The sequence below is a fragment of the Streptomyces botrytidirepellens genome, assembly GCF_003721215.1.
GTDB lineage: Bacteria > Actinomycetota > Actinomycetes > Streptomycetales > Streptomycetaceae > Streptomyces > Streptomyces himastatinicus.
In genome coordinates, this window is sequence record NZ_RIBZ01000058.1 from 1 (window position 1) to 16,906 (window position 16,906).

The 16,906-nt window shown below is 71.0% G+C and carries 23 protein-coding genes and 1 pseudogene; 7 read left to right on the forward strand and 17 right to left on the reverse strand.

Going from position 1 to position 16,906, the window contains the following annotated elements:
* Positions 1-324, reverse strand: a 324-nt coding sequence (locus EEJ42_RS04105; RefSeq protein ID WP_148081838.1) for a GTP-binding protein, incomplete at its 3' end; no start/stop codon positions are given.
* Between the two features lie 7 nt (positions 325-331).
* The gene (gene rpmF, locus EEJ42_RS04110; RefSeq protein ID WP_123098667.1) at positions 332-502 is read right to left on the reverse strand and encodes a 50S ribosomal protein L32; all 171 of its coding nucleotides are present in this window, start codon (positions 500-502) and stop codon (positions 332-334) included.
* 213 nt (positions 503-715) lie between these two features.
* Between rpmF and EEJ42_RS04115 the strand changes: the two genes are divergently transcribed.
* Positions 716-1,891 (forward strand): GTP-binding protein, encoded by a 1,176-nt coding sequence (locus EEJ42_RS04115; protein ID WP_246096037.1) that lies wholly within the window; start codon positions 716-718, stop codon positions 1,889-1,891.
* 34 nt (positions 1,892-1,925) lie between these two features.
* Here the strand turns inward: EEJ42_RS04115 and EEJ42_RS04120 are convergent, their stop codons facing one another.
* From EEJ42_RS04120 to rpmB, 6 genes are all read right to left on the reverse strand, one after another.
* Complete coding sequence (locus EEJ42_RS04120; RefSeq protein ID WP_123098643.1) at positions 1,926-2,645, reverse strand: ATP-binding cassette domain-containing protein; 720 nt, start codon at positions 2,643-2,645, stop codon at positions 1,926-1,928.
* Positions 2,642-3,652 carry an ABC transporter ATP-binding protein gene (locus tag EEJ42_RS04125; RefSeq protein ID WP_123098644.1) on the reverse strand — a complete coding sequence of 337 codons (1,011 nt, stop codon included), beginning with the start codon at positions 3,650-3,652 and terminating at the stop codon, positions 2,642-2,644. Before EEJ42_RS04125 ends, EEJ42_RS04120 begins: the two co-directional genes overlap by 4 nt.
* A gap of 60 nt (positions 3,653-3,712) precedes the next feature.
* On the reverse strand, positions 3,713-5,449 hold the full coding sequence (locus EEJ42_RS04130) for an ABC transporter permease subunit (RefSeq protein WP_123098645.1): 1,737 nt from the start codon (positions 5,447-5,449) through the stop codon (positions 3,713-3,715).
* Positions 5,446-6,936 carry an ABC transporter substrate-binding protein gene (locus EEJ42_RS04135; RefSeq protein WP_123098646.1) on the reverse strand — a complete coding sequence of 497 codons (1,491 nt, stop codon included), beginning with the start codon at positions 6,934-6,936 and terminating at the stop codon, positions 5,446-5,448. The genes EEJ42_RS04130 and EEJ42_RS04135 overlap by 4 nt, the downstream gene beginning before the upstream one ends.
* A 189-nt stretch (positions 6,937-7,125) precedes the next feature.
* Positions 7,126-7,434: a 30S ribosomal protein S14 gene (gene rpsN / locus EEJ42_RS04140; RefSeq protein WP_123098668.1), complete on the reverse strand. Its 309-nt coding sequence runs from the start codon at positions 7,432-7,434 to the stop codon at positions 7,126-7,128.
* Entirely contained in the window at positions 7,431-7,667 is a 237-nt protein-coding gene (rpmB, locus tag EEJ42_RS04145) for a 50S ribosomal protein L28 (RefSeq protein ID WP_123098647.1), read from the reverse strand. Before rpmB ends, rpsN begins: the two co-directional genes overlap by 4 nt.
* Before the next feature lie 88 nt (positions 7,668-7,755).
* Between rpmB and rpmG the strand changes: the two genes are divergently transcribed.
* The 4 genes from rpmG to rpsR are packed head-to-tail and all read left to right on the forward strand — an operon-like array spanning position 7,756 to position 9,622.
* Positions 7,756-7,920, forward strand: coding sequence for a 50S ribosomal protein L33 (gene rpmG / locus EEJ42_RS04150; protein WP_123098669.1), 165 nt, complete (start codon positions 7,756-7,758; stop codon positions 7,918-7,920).
* 5 nt (positions 7,921-7,925) lie between these two features.
* The gene (locus EEJ42_RS04155) at positions 7,926-8,183 is read left to right on the forward strand and encodes a type B 50S ribosomal protein L31 (protein WP_123098648.1); all 258 of its coding nucleotides are present in this window, start codon (positions 7,926-7,928) and stop codon (positions 8,181-8,183) included.
* Positions 8,180-9,346, forward strand: a complete 1,167-nt coding sequence (locus tag EEJ42_RS04160) for a GTP-binding protein (protein WP_123098649.1) — start codon at positions 8,180-8,182, stop codon at positions 9,344-9,346. The genes EEJ42_RS04155 and EEJ42_RS04160 overlap by 4 nt, the downstream gene beginning before the upstream one ends.
* A gap of 33 nt (positions 9,347-9,379) precedes the next feature.
* Positions 9,380-9,622 carry a 30S ribosomal protein S18 gene (rpsR, locus tag EEJ42_RS04165; protein ID WP_009719231.1) on the forward strand — a complete coding sequence of 81 codons (243 nt, stop codon included), beginning with the start codon at positions 9,380-9,382 and terminating at the stop codon, positions 9,620-9,622.
* A 51-nt stretch (positions 9,623-9,673) separates the two neighbouring features.
* Here the strand turns inward: rpsR and EEJ42_RS04170 are convergent, their stop codons facing one another.
* The 7 genes from EEJ42_RS04170 to EEJ42_RS53725 all read right to left on the reverse strand — a co-directional run bounded on the left by EEJ42_RS04170 (position 9,674) and on the right by EEJ42_RS53725 (position 13,488).
* Complete coding sequence (locus tag EEJ42_RS04170) at positions 9,674-10,015, reverse strand: ArsR/SmtB family transcription factor (protein WP_123098670.1); 342 nt, start codon at positions 10,013-10,015, stop codon at positions 9,674-9,676.
* Between the two features lie 4 nt (positions 10,016-10,019).
* A complete protein-coding gene (locus EEJ42_RS04175; protein WP_123098650.1) occupies positions 10,020-10,457 on the reverse strand; it encodes a (2Fe-2S) ferredoxin domain-containing protein in 438 nt (145 codons plus the stop codon).
* Positions 10,454-11,485 carry a WD40 repeat domain-containing protein gene (locus tag EEJ42_RS04180; protein ID WP_123098651.1) on the reverse strand — a complete coding sequence of 344 codons (1,032 nt, stop codon included), beginning with the start codon at positions 11,483-11,485 and terminating at the stop codon, positions 10,454-10,456. Before EEJ42_RS04180 ends, EEJ42_RS04175 begins: the two co-directional genes overlap by 4 nt.
* Entirely contained in the window at positions 11,482-12,504 is a 1,023-nt protein-coding gene (locus tag EEJ42_RS04185; protein WP_123098652.1) for a CobW family GTP-binding protein, read from the reverse strand. Before EEJ42_RS04185 ends, EEJ42_RS04180 begins: the two co-directional genes overlap by 4 nt.
* On the reverse strand, positions 12,505-12,729 hold the full coding sequence (locus EEJ42_RS04190; protein ID WP_246096034.1) for a hypothetical protein: 225 nt from the start codon (positions 12,727-12,729) through the stop codon (positions 12,505-12,507). It abuts the gene before it with no gap.
* A complete protein-coding gene (locus EEJ42_RS04195) occupies positions 12,726-13,184 on the reverse strand; it encodes a Fur family transcriptional regulator (protein ID WP_123098654.1) in 459 nt (152 codons plus the stop codon). The genes EEJ42_RS04190 and EEJ42_RS04195 overlap by 4 nt, the downstream gene beginning before the upstream one ends.
* A gap of 172 nt (positions 13,185-13,356) precedes the next feature.
* Entirely contained in the window at positions 13,357-13,488 is a 132-nt protein-coding gene (locus tag EEJ42_RS53725) for a hypothetical protein (RefSeq protein WP_281291393.1), read from the reverse strand.
* 90 nt (positions 13,489-13,578) lie between these two features.
* Here EEJ42_RS53725 and EEJ42_RS04200 point away from each other — a divergent pair.
* Both EEJ42_RS04200 and EEJ42_RS04205 read left to right on the forward strand, forming a co-directional pair.
* A pseudogene (locus EEJ42_RS04200) lies at positions 13,579-14,488 on the forward strand (permease).
* Positions 14,476-15,246, forward strand: a complete 771-nt coding sequence (locus EEJ42_RS04205) for a TIGR03943 family putative permease subunit (protein WP_246096035.1) — start codon at positions 14,476-14,478, stop codon at positions 15,244-15,246. The pseudogene EEJ42_RS04200 and the gene EEJ42_RS04205 overlap by 13 nt, the downstream one beginning before the upstream one ends.
* Positions 15,247-15,317: 71 nt before the next feature.
* Here EEJ42_RS04205 and EEJ42_RS04210 read toward each other — a convergent pair whose 3' ends face one another.
* Together EEJ42_RS04210 and EEJ42_RS04215 are read right to left on the reverse strand one after the other, a co-directional pair.
* On the reverse strand, positions 15,318-15,710 hold the full coding sequence (locus EEJ42_RS04210; RefSeq protein WP_009719240.1) for an SCO5389 family protein: 393 nt from the start codon (positions 15,708-15,710) through the stop codon (positions 15,318-15,320).
* 49 nt (positions 15,711-15,759) lie between these two features.
* Positions 15,760-16,743, reverse strand: a complete 984-nt coding sequence (locus EEJ42_RS04215; protein ID WP_123098656.1) for an ATP-binding protein — start codon at positions 16,741-16,743, stop codon at positions 15,760-15,762.
* Positions 16,744-16,906 lie beyond the last annotated feature (163 nt).

Here is a 16,906-nt window from a genome sequence, read left to right on the forward strand (position 1 = left end):
CATGGGCTCGGAGATGCCGCTGGACTCGATGAGGAGATAGTCGAACCGTCCCTCTCTCGCGAGCCGGTCCACCTCCTCCAGCAAGTCGTCGCGCAGGGTGCAGCAGATGCAGCCGTTCGTCATCTCGACGAGGCGCTCTTCGGTGCGGGAAAGGGCCGCGTCGCCATCGCGGACGAGTGCGGCGTCGATGTTCACCTCGCTCATGTCGTTGACGATGACGGCGACCCGCAGCCCGTCGCGGTTGTTGAGGAGGTGATTGAGGAGGGTGGTCTTGCCGGATCCCAGGAAACCCGACAAGACCGTCACCGGAAGCTGATCGGCCATGGCGCGCTCAGCCCTCGGGACGCAGCAGGCCGCGCCGGTAAGCGGGGACGAGCCGTCGCGGCACCTGATGTTCGCGGCCGTCGATGGTGATCTTCACCAGCTCTGGCGCGCTTGCCTTCCACTGCGCGCGGCGGTGGCGGGTGTTGCTCCGGGACATCTTCCGCTTGGGCACGGCCATGACGTACGGGTCCTTTTCTGCTCGGTGTCGCTCGACGTTGCCCCGCACCATACATGAAAATGAGTGCCGTTTTCATGTAGCGTGCTGGTTGCTGTGAGGCCGTTGCTCAGGAGGAAAAGTGCCGTTGGTGATGTTGCGGGTGCGCAGGAGCGCTTATGTGCTCGTCACCGCCACCGGACGGGGGCCGGAGTGAGGGGCCGCGGCTTGTTGGGCGTGGTGTCCGGCAACACCCCGGAATCCCGGGGCCGCGTCCTGGACCTGCTGCGGCTCGCCTCGCCCGACGCGCTGGTGCTCTCGGTCTCGGTCCACGGTGACCAGGTCGGGCGGTACCCCTTCGTGCAGCGCCTCGTCACGGGCGGTGACGAACGGCAGCGCGCCTCGCTCTCTCAAGTGGCAACTGGTGACCCAGCAGTGATAGTCCGTCAGGACCTGGGCGCCATCGCCAGGGCCGCCGCATCCCCGCATGTTGTGCTCGCGCTCCCCGACAACGTCGACGCCGTGTCGTTTCTGGCCGAGCTGTGGCGGACCCCGCTGGGCAGGACCCCGCTGTCCGACCACTACGACCTCGCACCCCTCGCCGCCGGTATCGACCTCGGTCGGCTGCTGAGCGACCTGCGCTGCGTGCACCGCTCCGCCCACGTTTTCGGCGACCGTCCGCAGGCCGTGCCCCTCACGGTCGCCGAAGCCGCCGCCCGGCTGGTGGAGGCCGCGCACATGATGGTCGTGCGGGACGGCCGGGGGGAGGACGGCAGCCGCATTGAAGGCTCCCGCGCCCTGCTCGCCCATCTCAACCCGTCCGCGGAGATCCTCCTCGACGCGGAAGACTGCGACAGCGCTCCACTGACGACTCTGACGCGGCCCGATTCCACGTGGGCCGCGGGCGGACCGGCCGACCGGCTCGACCCCGTCGCTTCTGTCGTGCGCCGTCGCGGCATCGACCACGGCGTGGCCTCGGTGCTGTGGCGGTCCCGGCGCCCGCTGCATCCTGAGCGGCTGGCGGAGAGCCTGCCCCAGGTCATGCCCGCGGTGGTGCGCAGCCGAGGGCACTTGTGGGTGGCCACCCACCCGGACGCGGTCATCTCCTGGCGCTCGGCAGGTCGCCACCTCGAACTGCGAGAGGCTGGACGCTGGCTGGAGGGCGGCGATACGGAAGGCTGGCGCGCCGCCTCTCCCCAGCGCCGGACGCTGGCCTCGTGGTATTGGGACGACTACTACGGCGAGCGCCGCAACGAGATTCTGCTCACCGGCGCCGATCTGGACGAGGATCGGTTGCGGGCCGCGCTGGACGCCGCCGTGCTCGACGACCGTGAACTGGCCCTCGGCGCCGACCACTGGGCCTGCCTGCCCGATCCGTTGCTCGGCGCCGCGGCGCAGGACCCGGAAGGCTGACCCGTAGGAGGGGGAACCCGTCCCATGACGGGGGCTACGCGGGACCGCTGTCGAGTGCGGTAAGGCTCAGCTCGCGGGCAGGCCGGGTATCGACGATCCGACCCTGCCGCATGACGGCGACACGGTGTGCGAAGTGGCGTACGAGCGCGAGGTCATGGCAGATGAACAGGTACGCCAGACCTCGGTCCTCCTGGAGGGCGGTGAGCAAGTTCAGCACGCCCGCGCGCACCGACGGGTCGAGTGCCGACACCGGCTCGTCCAGCACCAGCAACCGGGGCTCACCGGCCAGCGCCCGCGCGATTCCGACGCGCTGGCACTGCCCGCCGGACAGTTCGTTCGGCAGGCGGTCCCCCAGTGCGGTGTCGAGGCCGACCGTCTCCATCAGCGTCTCGACCTGGCCGGTTGCCGGTGGCCTCCGTTGTGCGCGCAGGGGTTCGGCGATCGCGTCGCGGATCCGCAGCCGGGGGCTGAGCGAGCCGTAGGGGTCCTGGAAGACCGGCTGGAACCGGGGCCGCAGCGGGCGCAGCTCGCGCTCCCGCAGGCCGGTGAGCTCCTGCCCCTCGAAGCGTAGGCTCCCGCCGTCCGGGCGGCGTAGGGCGAGCGTGGCCAGGGCAGTGGAGGATTTTCCGCAGCCCGATGGGCCGATCAGGGCGAGTGTTTCCCCCGCGTGGATGTCGAAGGAGACCTCGTCGACGGCGGTGTGGCGGCCGTAGCGGACGACAAGGTCCGTCACCTTCAGCAGCGGGTCGCTCATGCTGTCGCCTTCCGTGAAAAGAGCCCGGTCGCCGGCACGGGAAGGTCCGTCGAGCGGTGGCAGGCGGCCAGCTGTCCCGGCTCCCCGGCGGCGGCCAGCGCGGGCTCCTCGTCCTCGCAGTCCTGCCGGGCCAGCGGGCAGCGCGGTGCGAAGGCGCAGCCACGCGGAAGGTCCGTCGGCGACGGCGGCGCCCCGGTGATCGACGGCAGCCACCGGTCCACCGCGTCCATCTCGGCGGGTGGCAGTGAGGCAATCAGCCCCGCGGTGTACGGCGCTCGGGGTGCGCGGAACACCGGCTCCACCGGGCCCGATTCCACGGCCCGCCCCGCGTACATGACCACAACCCGGTCTGCGTGCCGCGCGACGATCCGCAGGTCATGTGTGATCAGCACCAGTGCCGCGCCGGTCGCTTCGCGGGCCGTTGCCAGGGCCTTCAGCACCTGGGCCTCGATTGCCGGGTCCAGTGCGGTCGTCGGCTCGTCGGCGATGACCAGCTCCGGCTCGTTCACCATCGCCATGGCGATCACCGCTCGCTGTCGCATGCCGCCGGAGAACTCGTGCGGATACGCCCGCGCCCGACGCGCGGTGTCCGCGATACCCACGCGGTCCAGGGCTGCCACGGCGCGGGCCCGGGCCTCCCGGCGGGAGGTCTTCGCGACGGACCGCACGGCCGCGGTGATCTGGTCGCCGATCGTGTGGACCGGGCTGAGCACGGTCAGCGCGTCCTGCGGCACGAACGCCATCCGGCGGCCCCACACGCCCGCGTACGACTCTCCCATCAGCTCGTGCCCGCGCAGCCGTACGCTGCCGGTGACGCGGGCCCCGTGCGGTGGCATCCCGAGGACCGCCCGCGCGGTCAGGGACTTCCCGGCTCCCGACTCCCCGACGAGCGCGACGACTTCGCCTCGGTGCACTTCGAACGACAACCCCCGCACGGCGGGTATGGCGTGGCACCCGTCTCTCAGGGTCACGTGAAGGTCGCGCACTGCGAGGAGTGGTTCGGGCATGGGCGGTCACCTTCGGTGCGGAGGGTGGGAGCGGATATGTATGCGGGGCGGGCGGAGACCTCACGGGCCGGTGTTGCGGCGCGTGCGCAGGCCCGCGGTCGACAGGGAGACCGCCAGCCCGGCCAGCAGGGCGAGTGCGAGTGCCGGCGCGAGGGCGGCCCATGGGGCCCGCTCGACGTACAGCCGTGATTCGTCGAGCATGAGGCCCCATTCGGGAGCGGGGGGCTGGGCGCCGAGCCCCAGGAAACCGAGCGAGGCCAGTGCCAGCGCGATTCCGGGGAGCCGCAGTACCGCGTGGCGGGCGACAGGACCGGCGACTGCGGGAAGTATGTGCCGGGTGAGGATCCACAACGGCCGTGCGCCGATGGCCCGTTGCGCCGTCAGATAGGCCGCCGCACGCGTCTCCACAATCAGCGCCGCCGCATGCGCGGCCAGCGGGGGCCAGGAGACGAGGGCGACCGCAAGCGATGCTCCCGCCGTGCCGGGGCCGATGACGGCGGCGACGAGGATGCCGACAACGACCGGGGGCAGGGCGTTGGCGATGTCGGCGGCGCCGGTCGAGACGTTCGGCAGGAAGCCGAAGGCCAGGGCGAACAGATACGAGACCACGCACACGGCGACGGCCACCCCGACGGTCGCGGCGGCTCCGTGCCCCAGCCGGGACAGCACGTCGCGGCCGAGGGCGTCGGTGCCGAGTGGATGGGCGAAGGACGGCGCGGCCAGGCGGCCGGTGGTGTCCAGCCGGTACGGGTCGCCGAGTAGTCCCCAGCTGATGGCTGCGGTCAGGAGCGCTGCCAACAGCACTGGCATCGCCCGGCGCAGCCGTGTCGGCTCGGCGACGACAGGCGCGGGCAGGGCCAGCGCCGCGTCCTTCAGCCCCGGCCCGAGCAGCCGGCCGCGTACGAGATGTGCCACCGCGCCGGCAGCGAGCCCGAGCGCGAGCAGGGCGAGCACGGTGCCCTGCAACAGCGGCAGGTCCTGGGACTTGGCGGCGCCAAGGGCAGTGCGCCCGAGGCCCGGCACGGCGAAGACGGTCTCGACGGCGACGGCGCCACCCGTGAGGCCGACCGCCACCAGGCCGAGCTGCGGCACCAGCGCGGGCATGGCCCGCCGCAGCGCCGCGCAGGCGATCCGGCCTCCTGCGATCCCCGAGGCCCGCCACAGTCCTGCCCACCGCTCACCGAAGGCGGCGGGCAGCGCGTCGTCGATGAGCCTGCCGACGATGCCTCCCGCCGGGACGCCCATGGCGAGGGCGGGCAGCACCATGTTCACGGGTCCCTGCCACCCGGAGGTCGGCAGCCAGCCACACCACACCCCGAGCACGATCAACAGCACCGTCGCCAGCAGGAATTCGGGCACGGCTGCCAGCATCGCGGCCACCGCGCCACCGCCCCCGCGCACCGTGCCCCGCGCGCCCCGCACCAGCGCCGGAGCACACACCGCGGCAGCGACCAGCAGCGCCACTATCAACGACGCGCCCATCAGCGACAGGGAGACGCCGAGCCCGGAGAGTACCGACGGCAGTACATCGGTGCCGGAGACCCAGGACTGTCCGAGGTCTCCGCGTACCAGCCCGCCCGCCCAGTCGCCGAGCAAGCCCAGGGCCCCGGCGTCCAGTCCGAGATCCCGCCGTACGGCCGCCAGCGCCTCGCGTGTCGGCTCCTGTTCGGCCGACCGGGCGCGCAGCACGGTGAGAGCAGGGTCCCGGCCGGACAGCCACGGCAGCAGTCCGACGGCGACGGTGACGGCGGCCAGGGCTCCCGCCCGGGTCAGGCCGGCCCGTAGGGCGACGCTCACTTGACGTACGTCTCGTTGGTGACGAGTTCACGCTCGCGCGGGTCCTTGGCGGAGCCCACGACGTCGGTCGCGTCCCCCTGGATGACCCGCTCGTGCAGCATGGGGATCGCGGCGTCGGTGTTGAGAATCGCGGTCTCGGCCTTCAGGATCGCCGCACGCCGGGCATCGCCGGACGCGGTGGCCTCGGCCTTTCGTACCGCCCCGTCGACCGTTTCGTTGTTGAGCTGGGAGATGTTGAAGGAGCCGTCGCCGGCGAAGTCGCTGTGCAGGTATGCGGCCGGGTCACCGGAGTCCAGTACGGTCGCCCGGGAGAGGATGAAGGCGTCGAACTTCCCCTTGAGCGCGTCGGATTCGATGTTGGCGTACTCGCGCACCTCCAGCTTCACCTTGAAGCCCGCGTCCCGCAGCTGCTGCTGTAGCACGGTGGCGACCTCGGGCAGCTCTGCGCGATCGGTGAAGGTGCCGATGGTGATGGACCGGCCACCCGGGTCACCGGCCCTGGCCGTCTTGGTACGGCCGTCCCGCTCCTTGGCCGCCCAGGGCAGCGCCGGACCCAGCAGCCCCCGCGCGACATCGGCGCGGCTCTCGTAGACGCCCTTGACCAGCGCCTTGGCGTCAATGGCCCGGCGTGCGGCGGCGCGCAGCGCCGGGTCGGCGAAGGGGCCGTGCTCGGTGTTGAGATAGAGGGTGTTGGTCCGGGGCATGGGGACCTCGCTGATCTGGTCCTCGTCCAGCAGCGCCGCCTGGGAGACGGGTACGGCCTCGACGATGTCGGCATCTCCGCTGCGCAGGGCGGCGGCGCGGGCGGCTCCGTCGGGCACGAAGGTGACGTCGATGCCGGCGGCCTCGGCCTTGCCGCCCCAGTAGTCCGCGTTGCGGTCGAGGGTGGCCGAGGTGGTGCCGTTCACCTTCTTCAGGACGAAGGCGCCGGTGCCGGCGCCGACCGGGCTGATGGTCTTACCCCGGTACGCCTTGGCGGCGAGGATCGACAGTTGCGGGGAGGACAGCCGCTGTGGGACGAGCGGGTCCGCCTCGGCGGTGGTGACGGTGACGGTGCTGCCACCGCTCGCCTTCACTTTCATGTCGACCCCGTCCAGGATGCGCGGCTTGGGCGCGGCCCGGGTGGCGGCGTTCAGGGACCGTACGACGGCTTGGGCGGTGAGCGCTGACCCGTCGTGGAATTCCACTCCTTGGCGGATGGTGAAGGTCCACGTCTTATCGCCGGTCCGCCGCCACTTCGTGGCGAGGGCCTGCCGCGCGTCGCCGTCCTTGTCGAGGGTGACCAGGGTTTCGGCGGTGCTCCAGCGCGACAGTTTGAAGGCGTCGTCGCTGAGCGGGGACAGGGCGGACCGCGGCGGCTGCATCATCGCGACGCGGATGCGCTTGCCCTCGGAGGCGGACGGTGCGCCGGAGGAGAAACAGCCGGTGAGCAGAAGCGAGGAAGCCACGGATATCGCGGCGAGGGGCAGGGTCTTGGGCAGGTTCACAGGAGTCTTCCTGAGGGCGGCGAGCTGAGAATTTACCTGCCTTTGAACTTAGCACACGATAATCATTGCCATCTTCGGCCTGGGGTGTCGGCACATGTCGTGGACGTCTGTGCGGCGGGGGCGCGGTGCGGACGCGACATGCCGGAGCTGGCTTGTGGCGTCCGCCCGCGCCAAGCGCCCCGGCGGGGGCTACCAGCTGCTTTTGGTAACGCCGGGAAGTTCGCCCGCGTGCGCCATCTGGCGCAGTCGGATCCGGGAGAGGCCGAAGGCGCGCAGGTGGCCGCGGGGGCGACCGTCGACGGAGTCGCGATTGCGGACGCGGGTGGCGCTGGCGTCGCGTGGCTGGCGGCGCAGTTCCCGCTGGGCGGTGAGGCGTTCCTCGTCCGCGGCGCGGGGGTCGGCGATGATCCCCTTCAGTTCGGCGCGGCGCTCGGCGTAGCGGGCGACGATCGCGCGTCGCTGCTCATTCTTGGCGATCTTGCTCTTCTTCGCCGTCAGACCTTTCCTCCCTTGGTGCGGATGCGGGCCACGGCGGCCTCGATGCCGATCACATCGACGGTCTTGATGCCCTTGGTGCTGAGGGTGAGCCGGATGTGGCGGCCCTCGCTCGGCAGCCAGTAGCGCTTGCGTTGGATGTTGGGGTCGAACCGGCGCTTGGTCCGGCGGTGGGAATGGGAGATGTTCTGGCCGAAGCCGGGTTGCCGGCCGGTGAGTTGGCAGTGGGCGGACATGGTTCCTCTCGAAGTGTCCGAGGGTGGTGTGGGGAGCACCGTAGCAGCTTGATGAAAATGAAAACCAAGTTTATGTATGCTGTGGCTCATGGCACGCAACGAGCTACGCCCGATCATCAAGCTGAGGTCCACCGTCGGCACCGGCTACACCTACGTGACCCGCAAGAACCGCCGAAACGACCCCGACCGGATGGTCCTGCGCAAGTACGACCCGGTCGTGGGCCGCCACGTCGACTTCCGAGAGGAGCGCTGACCGCCATGAAGCCCGGCATCCACCCCGCGTACGAGCCGGTCGTCTTCCGCGACCGCGCCGCCGACTTCGCCTTCCTGACCCGCTCCACGGCCACCAGCGACACGACCGTCGAGTGGGAGGACGGCCGCACCTACCCGGTCATCGATGTCGAGACCTCCTCGGCGAGCCACCCCTTCTACACCGGCACCCAGCGGATCATGGACACCGCGGGCCGCGTGGAGCGCTTCGAGCGGCGCTACGGACGCGGACGGAGGGGCCGGTGAAGGGGGACGAGGCGCGGCTGCCCGTCGCGATCGTGGGCGGACTGCACGCCGACGCCCGCCGGGCCGCCGTCGAGGAGATCCTGCGAACGGTCCCCGGCTCCGTCGCCCTGCACCACGACCTGTCGGCCGCCACCGACAGCGCCGTGCGCCGCACCGTACGGGACGCCACCGGCCCGCTCGACAGCGGCGACGCGCCCCTGGTGAACGACTGCGCGTGCTGCGCACTCCGTGAGGACATGGTCCCCGAACTGCTGCGCCTGGCCGCGGGCGGCGGCCACCGGCTGGCCGTGGTGGAGTTGTGGGATTCGGTCGAACCCCAGGCCATGGCCGCGGTCATCGCCGACGAGGACGCGCCTCTGCGGTTGACCGGAGCGGCCACCGCGATCGACCCGGCGCTGGTGTTGCCGTATCTGGCGAACGGCGACGATCTGGCGGACGTCGGTCTTGCCGCCGCCCCGACCGACCAGCGCACCGTCGCCGACACCTTCGCCCGGCAACTCGAATACCCGAGCGTGATCGCCGTCGTGGAGGGCACATCGGTCGACGAGCTCCCCGACGACGGGGACCACGCCCTGCTCGCCCAGCTCACCCCAGGCGCACGGCAGGTACGTCTCGGCGAAGGTGCCCTGGGGCCCGCCCTGCTGACCGGGTTCGACGTGGAGGCGGCGGCTGCCCGTCAGCACCCGGCCTGCGCGCTGCTGCCCCAGGAGAGCGACGAGCACGGCGTGAGCACCCTCGTCTGGCGCCGCGAACGTCCCTTTCACCCGGGGCGGCTCTACGATGCGCTGGAAGATCTGAGCTGTGCCGCCGCCCGCAGCCGGGGCCGCTTCTGGCTGGCGGACCGGGGCGACACGCTACTGTCGTGGGATGCCGCGGGCGGCGCGCTGTGCGTGGAGTCGGCCGGACCATGGCTGGCCGCGCTGCCCGACGCCGCCTGGGAGATGGTGCCCGCCGAGCGCCGCGTAGCCGCCTCCCTCGACTGGCACCCCGAACACGGCGACCGCTGCCAGCACCTCACCTTCACCTCACCCGAACTCGACCGCGACGGTCTCCTCGCTCTGCTCGACTCGTGCCTCCTCACCGACGCCGAGTACGCGGCGGGCCCGGACGGCTGGAAAGAGCTGTCGCGCGCTTTCGACGAACTGCTCGACCCGGTCGCCTGACCGCGTATCACCCCGTACCGAAAGGACCCGCTCATGGCCCGCCGCGCCACCTCCGACCGGCGGGGCGCCAAGCGCCCACGCGTCAATCCGCTCGACGCCGCCGGCATCACGTATGTCGATTACAAGAACACCGATCTGCTGCGGAAGTTCATCTCCGACCGCGGCAAGATCCGCAGCCCCCGGGTGACCCATGTGACGCGACAGCAGCAGCGACAGATAGCCCGTGCCATCAAGAACGCCCGCGAGATGGCCCTGCTTCCGTACGGCTCCCGATAGCCGCCGTGCCCGGCCAGGGGGCCGTTGTCACCGACGCCACCCTGGCCAGGGTCAGTGCGGATCGCGGACGCCGAGGCGGAGATGTTCGATGTGGTGGACGGCCTGGTCGAGGAGTCGGGCGACGTGGTCGTCATAGAGGCGGTAGACGATGCGACGGCCGTCACGGCGGCCGGTGATCAGGCCGAGAGTGCGCAGAAGGCGGAGTTGGTGGGAGACGGCGGACTGCTCCATGCCGACCTCGGCCGCGAGTTGGGTGACGGAGTGGGGTGACTGCCGCAGAGTGGTGAGGATCAGCAGCCGGGAGGGCGTGGCCAGGGCCTGGAGCGTGGTGGCGACGGACGCTGCCGTGGCTTCGTCGAGGCGGGCGGCCGCGAGGGCATCGCGGCCGCCCATGACCTCATCGGCGTGCACGACCGCGTCCGCGGCCGCGTGCCCGCGTCCGGGCTTCGCCCGGTGGGCGGATGAACTGCAGCTCGAGTGTGGCCGGCGGTTCCGCCAGACCAGGGCCGCCCGCGGCGGCCCAGCCGAGGATGTCGTCGGTGCAGTCGTCGTCCTTGGCCCAGCCGATCCACGTCGCGCGGCCGCCGCCCCGGCGTCCGGCGGCGGAAGGCTGCACCACGATGACGTTGGCCTGGTCGCACGGGCCGAGGCAGTCCGTTGTACGGACGGCGAGGCGACCGCCTGAGTCGGCGGCCGCGGCGCGCAGCCTGTCGAGCTGCCATTGGTGGTCGGTGCCGGGGTGCTTGCGAGGGTTGCCACAGCAGCAGCCCCGGCAGACGACCAGGGTGCACGGCCGGTCGCGGGCGGCGCCGATCGTCGCCGTACGGGGGCTCACAGCGTGGTCCGGGAGGGCAACTGGTGGGCCCGTACGCGGCCGTCCCGGTATGCCGCCACGAGTAGCTCTGGCCCGGCCCAGGCCAGTGACGCGACCGCCGTGTCGCCGTCCAGGATGCGGGCGGGGGACAGCCGGGATTCGGGCCGACCGGCGGTGGCGTGCCACACCGCGACCGTGCCGTCGTGGCCGCCGCTGGCGAGATGGCCGTCCCCGCCGGGCCGCCAGGCCAGTGCGGTGATGTTCTGGTGGCAGCGCAAGGAGCGGGGGGCCGTGCCGGCGGGGCCCTTGCCGGAGAAGTCCCAGACGGTCACGTCGGGTGCGCCGTCGGCGGCGAGCCAGAAGCCGGTGTCGTCGAAGGCGAGGCGGGAGACCTTTCCCGGGTAGCCGGACATGGTGAGTTCGCTCGCGTCGCGGGTGCGCCAGATGTGGATGGAGGCGTCTTGATTGCCGCTGCATATCCACCGTCCGGTGGGAGCGACGGCGAGCGCGAGGTGCGAGCCGATGTAGGGGTAGGTCATCACCGGTTCGAGGGTATGCCGTTCGTGGCAGCGCACGGCCCCGTAGGCGGCGATGGCCAGTCGGCGTCCCTGGCGCAGCCAGGCGAGGTCGGTGACGGTGCTGGCAGCGGGCTCGGTTGCCCAACGTTCATCGCCGTCCGGGGTGAGGACATGCGCGCGGCGACCGGAGGCGATGGCGACCCGCTCGTGGTCCGCCCATATGGCGGTTGATGACCAGGCTCCGGTGTCGCGGACCGTCGTACGGCTGTCCTCTCTGCGCCACAGGGCGTAGCCGGTCGGTCCGGTGGCGGCCGCGTGCCGGGCGTCCGGGGCCAGGGCCACGCTCAGCGCCCCGCCGGGCAGTTCGAAGGTGTCGATGCCCGCCCCGGTGGTGGCGTCCAGGACCCAGACCGTGCCCGAGGCGCCGGCGACGGCGAGCAGGCCGTGGCGTGCGCTGAGGGCGACGGGCGCGTCGTCGACGGTGGTGTCCCAGGCGGTGGCGAGGCCGGCGTCGGGTGCGGTGATGCTCATGCGGCGGCCCCGGCGGTGGCCAGACAGTCGGCGAAGCCGCGCTCCAGTGCGTCCCGGTCGAGGTTGCGGCCGATGAAGACCAGCCGGTTGCGGCGCTGCTCGCCGTCGCGCCAGTCGCGGCCGAACTCACCGTCCAGCAGCATGTGCACACCCTGGAAGACGTACTGCCTGGGCGCCCCGGCGAGGGCGAGGATGCCCTTGGAGCGGAAGATGTCGACGCCCTTGGTCCGCAGCAGGGTGCCCAGCCACCGGTTGAGCCGTTCCTCGTCGAGTTCGCCGGTCAGGTCGATGCCGACCGAAGTGACGGTGGTGTCGTGCTGGTGCTCGGTCTCGGTGAGGAAGGCCGGGTCGTCGGCGAGGACGCGCTCCAGGTCGAAGGCGCCGACGTCCAGCACCCGGGGGAGGTCGACCGCGGCGTGCCGGGCGGGGATGATCTGCACGCCGCTGTTGATGGCGCGGATGCGGCCGGTGACCTCGGCGATGGCCGCCTCGTCCACCAGGTCGGTCTTGTTGAGCACGATCCGGTCGGCGAAGGCGATCTGCTCGACGGCCTCGTTCTCCACTCCTTCGGGCTTGACCTCGTCCAAGTGCTGGAGGACGTGCGCGGCGTCGACGAGGGTGACGATGGCGTCCAGCCGGAGCTGGGCGGCGATCTCGTCGTCCATGAAGAACGTCTGCGCGACGGGGGCCGGGTCGGCGAGGCCGGTGGTTTCGATCAGGATGTGGTCGAAGGTCTCGCGCCGCCGCATCAGGGCGCCCAGGATGCGGATCAGATCTCCGCGAACGGTGCAGCAGATACAGCCGTTGTTCATCTCGAAGATCTCTTCTTCGGCGTCGAGGACGAGGGCGTCGTCGACGCCGACCTCGCCGAACTCGTTCTCGATGACGGCGACCCGCAGGCCGTGCTGTTCGGTGAGGATGCGATTGAGCAGGGTCGTCTTGCCGGAGCCGAGGAAACCGGTCAGTACGGTGACGGGGGTGCGCTCGTCGCGGGGTTCGTCGGGTGGTTGCGTGGTCATTCAGGCTCCTTCGGGTGGCGCGGCGAGCAGGGCGGCTCGCAAGTCGTCCTCTGTGATCTCTTCGGCGGTGGTGTGCAGGGTCCAGCGGCGGGCCCGGCCGTTCATGGGAAGGACGGCGATGACCGTCTCCAAGGGCGGGCAGCCGGGCTCGGTGCAGGCGAGTTGCCGGACCACCACGGCGGTGTCGTCATCGAGTCCGAGTAGCCGCCGTATGGTCTGCTTCAACTCGCGCAGCTGCGGACTCGGCCCTGGGTGGGCTCCCAGCGGCATGGCGATGGTTCTCCTTCATCGGTGGCGGGCTGGCACTCGGCGCAGATGCCGGTGAGTTCGACGGTGTGCTCCACTGCCGCGAATCCGGTGTCCGTGCCGATGCGGTCGGCCCACCGCTCCACCACCTCGGAGTCCACCGGCCGACTGCGGCCGCAGCAGCGGCAGATCAGGTAGTGGCGATGCCCGTCGGCGGGCCGCGGGCGGTAGAGCCGTTCGCCGGCGTCGTCGCGTACGACATCGACACCGCCGGCCGCTTCCAGGTCCCGCAGAGCGCGGTAGACCGTGGTCAGTCCGATCGGAACCTCGGTGGCGGTCAGCAGTGCGTGCAGCTCCTGTGCGGAGACGAAGTCCTGACAGCTGGTGAGGGTGCGCAGGACGGCGGTTCGCTGCCGGGTAGTCCGGCTGCTCACGTCGGATCACCTCACAGTCGCTCGGCTGGAAGCGGATGCGTTGATCGTAAATGAAAATGACATCCATGTCCATATGAATGACCACTCATGTTTAGTGTGGCGCGTCGGCCGCTCCGCCGCCGCTAAGGTGAGCTCCACACACCGCCGTGGCGAAGGACCCTGTGGGGGAGACCTAATGGACAGCGATGTCGACATAGCGCCGCCGCTGCGTGAACGCGGCGACGGCGACCGGGCGTCGCCGCCGCGCCACGATGAAGCCGGCGGAGCCGATGGGCTGGGCACGGCGGTCCGAGTCGCCTCGCACGCGCTGATCGCGGGCGTTCCGGTGGTGGTGCTCGGCGGTGCCGCCCTCATATGGGGGCCGGATGTCACCGCCGCGCTCGACCACCGCGCGGTGGCGGCGTGGCGGACGGTGTTCACCGCGATCGTCATCCAGGGCGTGCCGTTTCTGCTGCTGGGCACCCTGGTGTCGGCCGCCATCAGCGCGTTCGTCCCGGCCCGGGTCTTCACCCGGGTGCTGCCGAGCAACCCGGCGCTCGCGGTGCCGGTGGCGGGCGCGGCCGGGGCGGTTCTGCCGGGCTGCGAGTGCGCCTCGGTGCCGGTGGCCGGCAGCCTGATGCGGCGCGGGGTGACCCCTGCGGCGGCACTGGCGTTCTTGCTGTCGGCCCCGGCCATCAACCCGATCGTGCTGGTCGCGACCTATGTGGCCTTCCCCGGCAACCCCGGGATGGTCGCCGCCCGCCTCATCGCCTCGCTGCTCACCTCCGTCGCCATGGGCTGGCTGTGGCTCCGGGCGGGCCGCGAGGAGTGGCTGCGCCTGCCGAAGGGGCCCACCGGGCACACCCCTGGTGCCGGCCGTGCGGAGGAGTTCCGGGTCTCCCTCCAGCATGACTTCCTGCACGCCGGGGGCTTCCTCGTGGTCGGCGCGGCGGCTGCGGCCACCTTCAACGTCGCGGTGCCGCACTCCGTGCTGCGGCTCTTNTGCGGCCACCTTCAACGTCGCGGTGCCGCACTCCGTGCTGCGGCTCTTCTCCGACTCCCCGTGGCTGTCTGTGCCCCTGCTGGGGCTGCTCGCGGTGCTCCTCGCGGTCTGCTCCGAGGCCGACGCGTTCGTCGCCGCCTCGCTCACCGGCTTCTCGCCCACCGCCCGGCTCGCCTTCATGGTCGTCGGCCCGATGGTCGACCTGAAACTGATCGCCCTGCAATCGGGCACCTTCGGGCGCGCCTTCGCGCTGCGCTTCTCGTCGGCCACCTGGGTCACGGCGATGCTGTGCAGCGCCCTGGTGGGGTGGTGGCTGCTGTGAAGCGCAACGTCCAGGTACTGCTGCTCCTGTTTCTCGGTGTCGGTCTGCTGCACATCTCCCTGCTGAGCGATCTGTATCTGCGCTACGTCCGCCCCGGGCTTCAGCCCGCGCTCATCGCATCCGGTGTGCTGCTCATCGTGCTCGGCGCGGTCAGCGCCGCCCGCGACGGCTTCCCTTTCAACCGCCCCCGTACGCGCGACGATCACGATCACGGCCACGGACATGCGGGCGGTCCGCGGGTCGCCTGGCTGCTGTACGTACCGGCCCTGACCATTCTGTTCCTGGCGCCGCCCGCCCTCGGCTCGTACACCGCCGCCCGCGACGACGCCAAGGCCCCCACCGCCCCGAAGCCCTCCGTATCCGGCAGCAGCCTCTTCCCCGCCCTGCCGGTCGGCCAGGCCGTCGAGATGTCGCTGAACGACTTCACCTCCCGTGCGGTCTGGGACACCAGCGGCACCCTGAAGGGCCGCACCGTCCGCCTCACCGGATTCGTCACCCCCGGCCGCCACGGCACCTGGTACGTCAGCCGCCTGGCCATCAGCTGCTGCGCCGCCGATGCCACGGTGCGCAAAGTGCGGGTACACGCGGCCGCGGCGCCGCCCGCCGACGCGTGGGTGACCGTCACCGGCACCTGGCACCCCACCGGCGAGGTAGGTACGGACGGTGCCGCCCCGGCGCTGGACGCCACCGCCGTCCGGCGCGTCACCGAGCCGAAGGACCCCTACAACGACGTGGTGGCCACCCGGGGCCGTGGCTGAAGGCGAAGCCACACGTCAGCCCCAGGCTGGTGGCCTGGGGCTGACGTGTATCGATGGGCTTGTGGTGATTCTCAGCAGTCGCGGAATTCGGGGGACTGGTTGAGGATCTGGGAACGCGTGGAGACGAACTTGGCGTAGCTGCGGCCCTCTTCGGTGCCGGGCCGGAACGCCGCCACCCGGTGGCAGTTCATGAAGGCCAGAGTGATGCCGAAGTGACGTTCCAGGCTGCCGCGGATGGCATCGCTGGCCAGCGCCCGCAGCAGCTGCCCGCGTTCGGCCTCCGACGGAGGCGGGGTCTGGTTGTCGGTGAAATCGGAGTCACCCTCGCGGAGCTTGTCCGCCAGACCGGCGATGAGGTCATAGGCGTACGGCAGTGACGCACGGACGGTGGCGACGAAGTCCTGTTCCTGGATCTCGCCCTGTTCGGCCTGGGCGAGAAGCTCCGGCGCGACGTTCAGCGACATGGCGGTGCGGTGTCCAATCAGTCGACTTGCGGATGGCCGTGCGCGGTGTTCAGTTCGATACCGTGGTGACGGCGGTGAGCGGCTCGGACAAGGCTGCCGGTCCGTGCTGGAAGCCGGGATCGACCTGGGCGCTCAGGTCCTGTCCTGTGGCCCGGTCGGCCCAGGCCCGGGCGTTGCGCACATGGAACTCGATCGCCTGCCTCTGGAACTTCTCCCAGTCCTTGGTGCGGAGGTCCACGGCGGTGCGCAGTTCCTCCAGCGCCAGGCGGTGCTCGGGTTCCAGGTCCCCGGTGTGACGGCCCTGTTCGCGGGCGCGGACCCAGTCGGAGTGGCCGAAGCAGACCAGCAGGTCGTCGCCGACGTGTTCTTTGAGGAAGAGCCGGTCGTCCTCGCTGGTCACCTTGTTGCCGACCACGGCGAGTGGCACGCCGAACTCGGCGGCGTGGTCCTTGTACTGGCGATAGACGGACACACCCTTGCGGGTGGGTTCGGCCACCAGGAAGGTCATGTCGAACCGGGTGAACAGCCCGGAGGCGAAGGAGTCGGCGCCGGCGGTCATGTCGACCACGACGTACTCGCCCGGGCCGTCCACGAGGTGGTTCAGGTAGAGCTCGACGGCGCCGAGCTTGGAGTGGTAGCACGCGACACCGAGGTCCTCCTCGGCGAACACACCGGTGGTCATCAGCTGGACTCCGTCGATGTCCCGGACGTGGCGGGCGTGTACCGGGTTGGGGCCGACCGGCCGCAGCAGGCGGGAGCCGCGCCCCGGGGGAGTGGTCTTGACCATGGCGTCGGCGGAGGCGATACGGGGGTTGTCGCCGCGCAGATACTCCTTGATCTCGCCGAGGCGGGTGCTGAGCGGGACGACCTCGCGCACCTCGTCCTCGTCCAGTCCCAGGGCCGCCCCCAGATGCTGATTGATGTCGGCGTCGATGGCGACGACGGGGGCGCTTGAGCGGGCCAGGTGCTGGGCGAAGAGGGCGGAGAGCGTCGTCTTACCACTCCCGCCCTTGCCGACGAACGCGATACGCATGGCGGCGCATCACCTCCAATTGAATGTGAATGTCATGTGCGAACCTGAAGGCTTCCTGGCTCGCGACTGCCCTGTCAAGTCGCCATCACCAGAGGGGAGATGGGTGTGCGGTGCCGCCGCCTGCGTGGGGGCATCGGGGTCAAGTTTTGGCAATGGTTTTCAT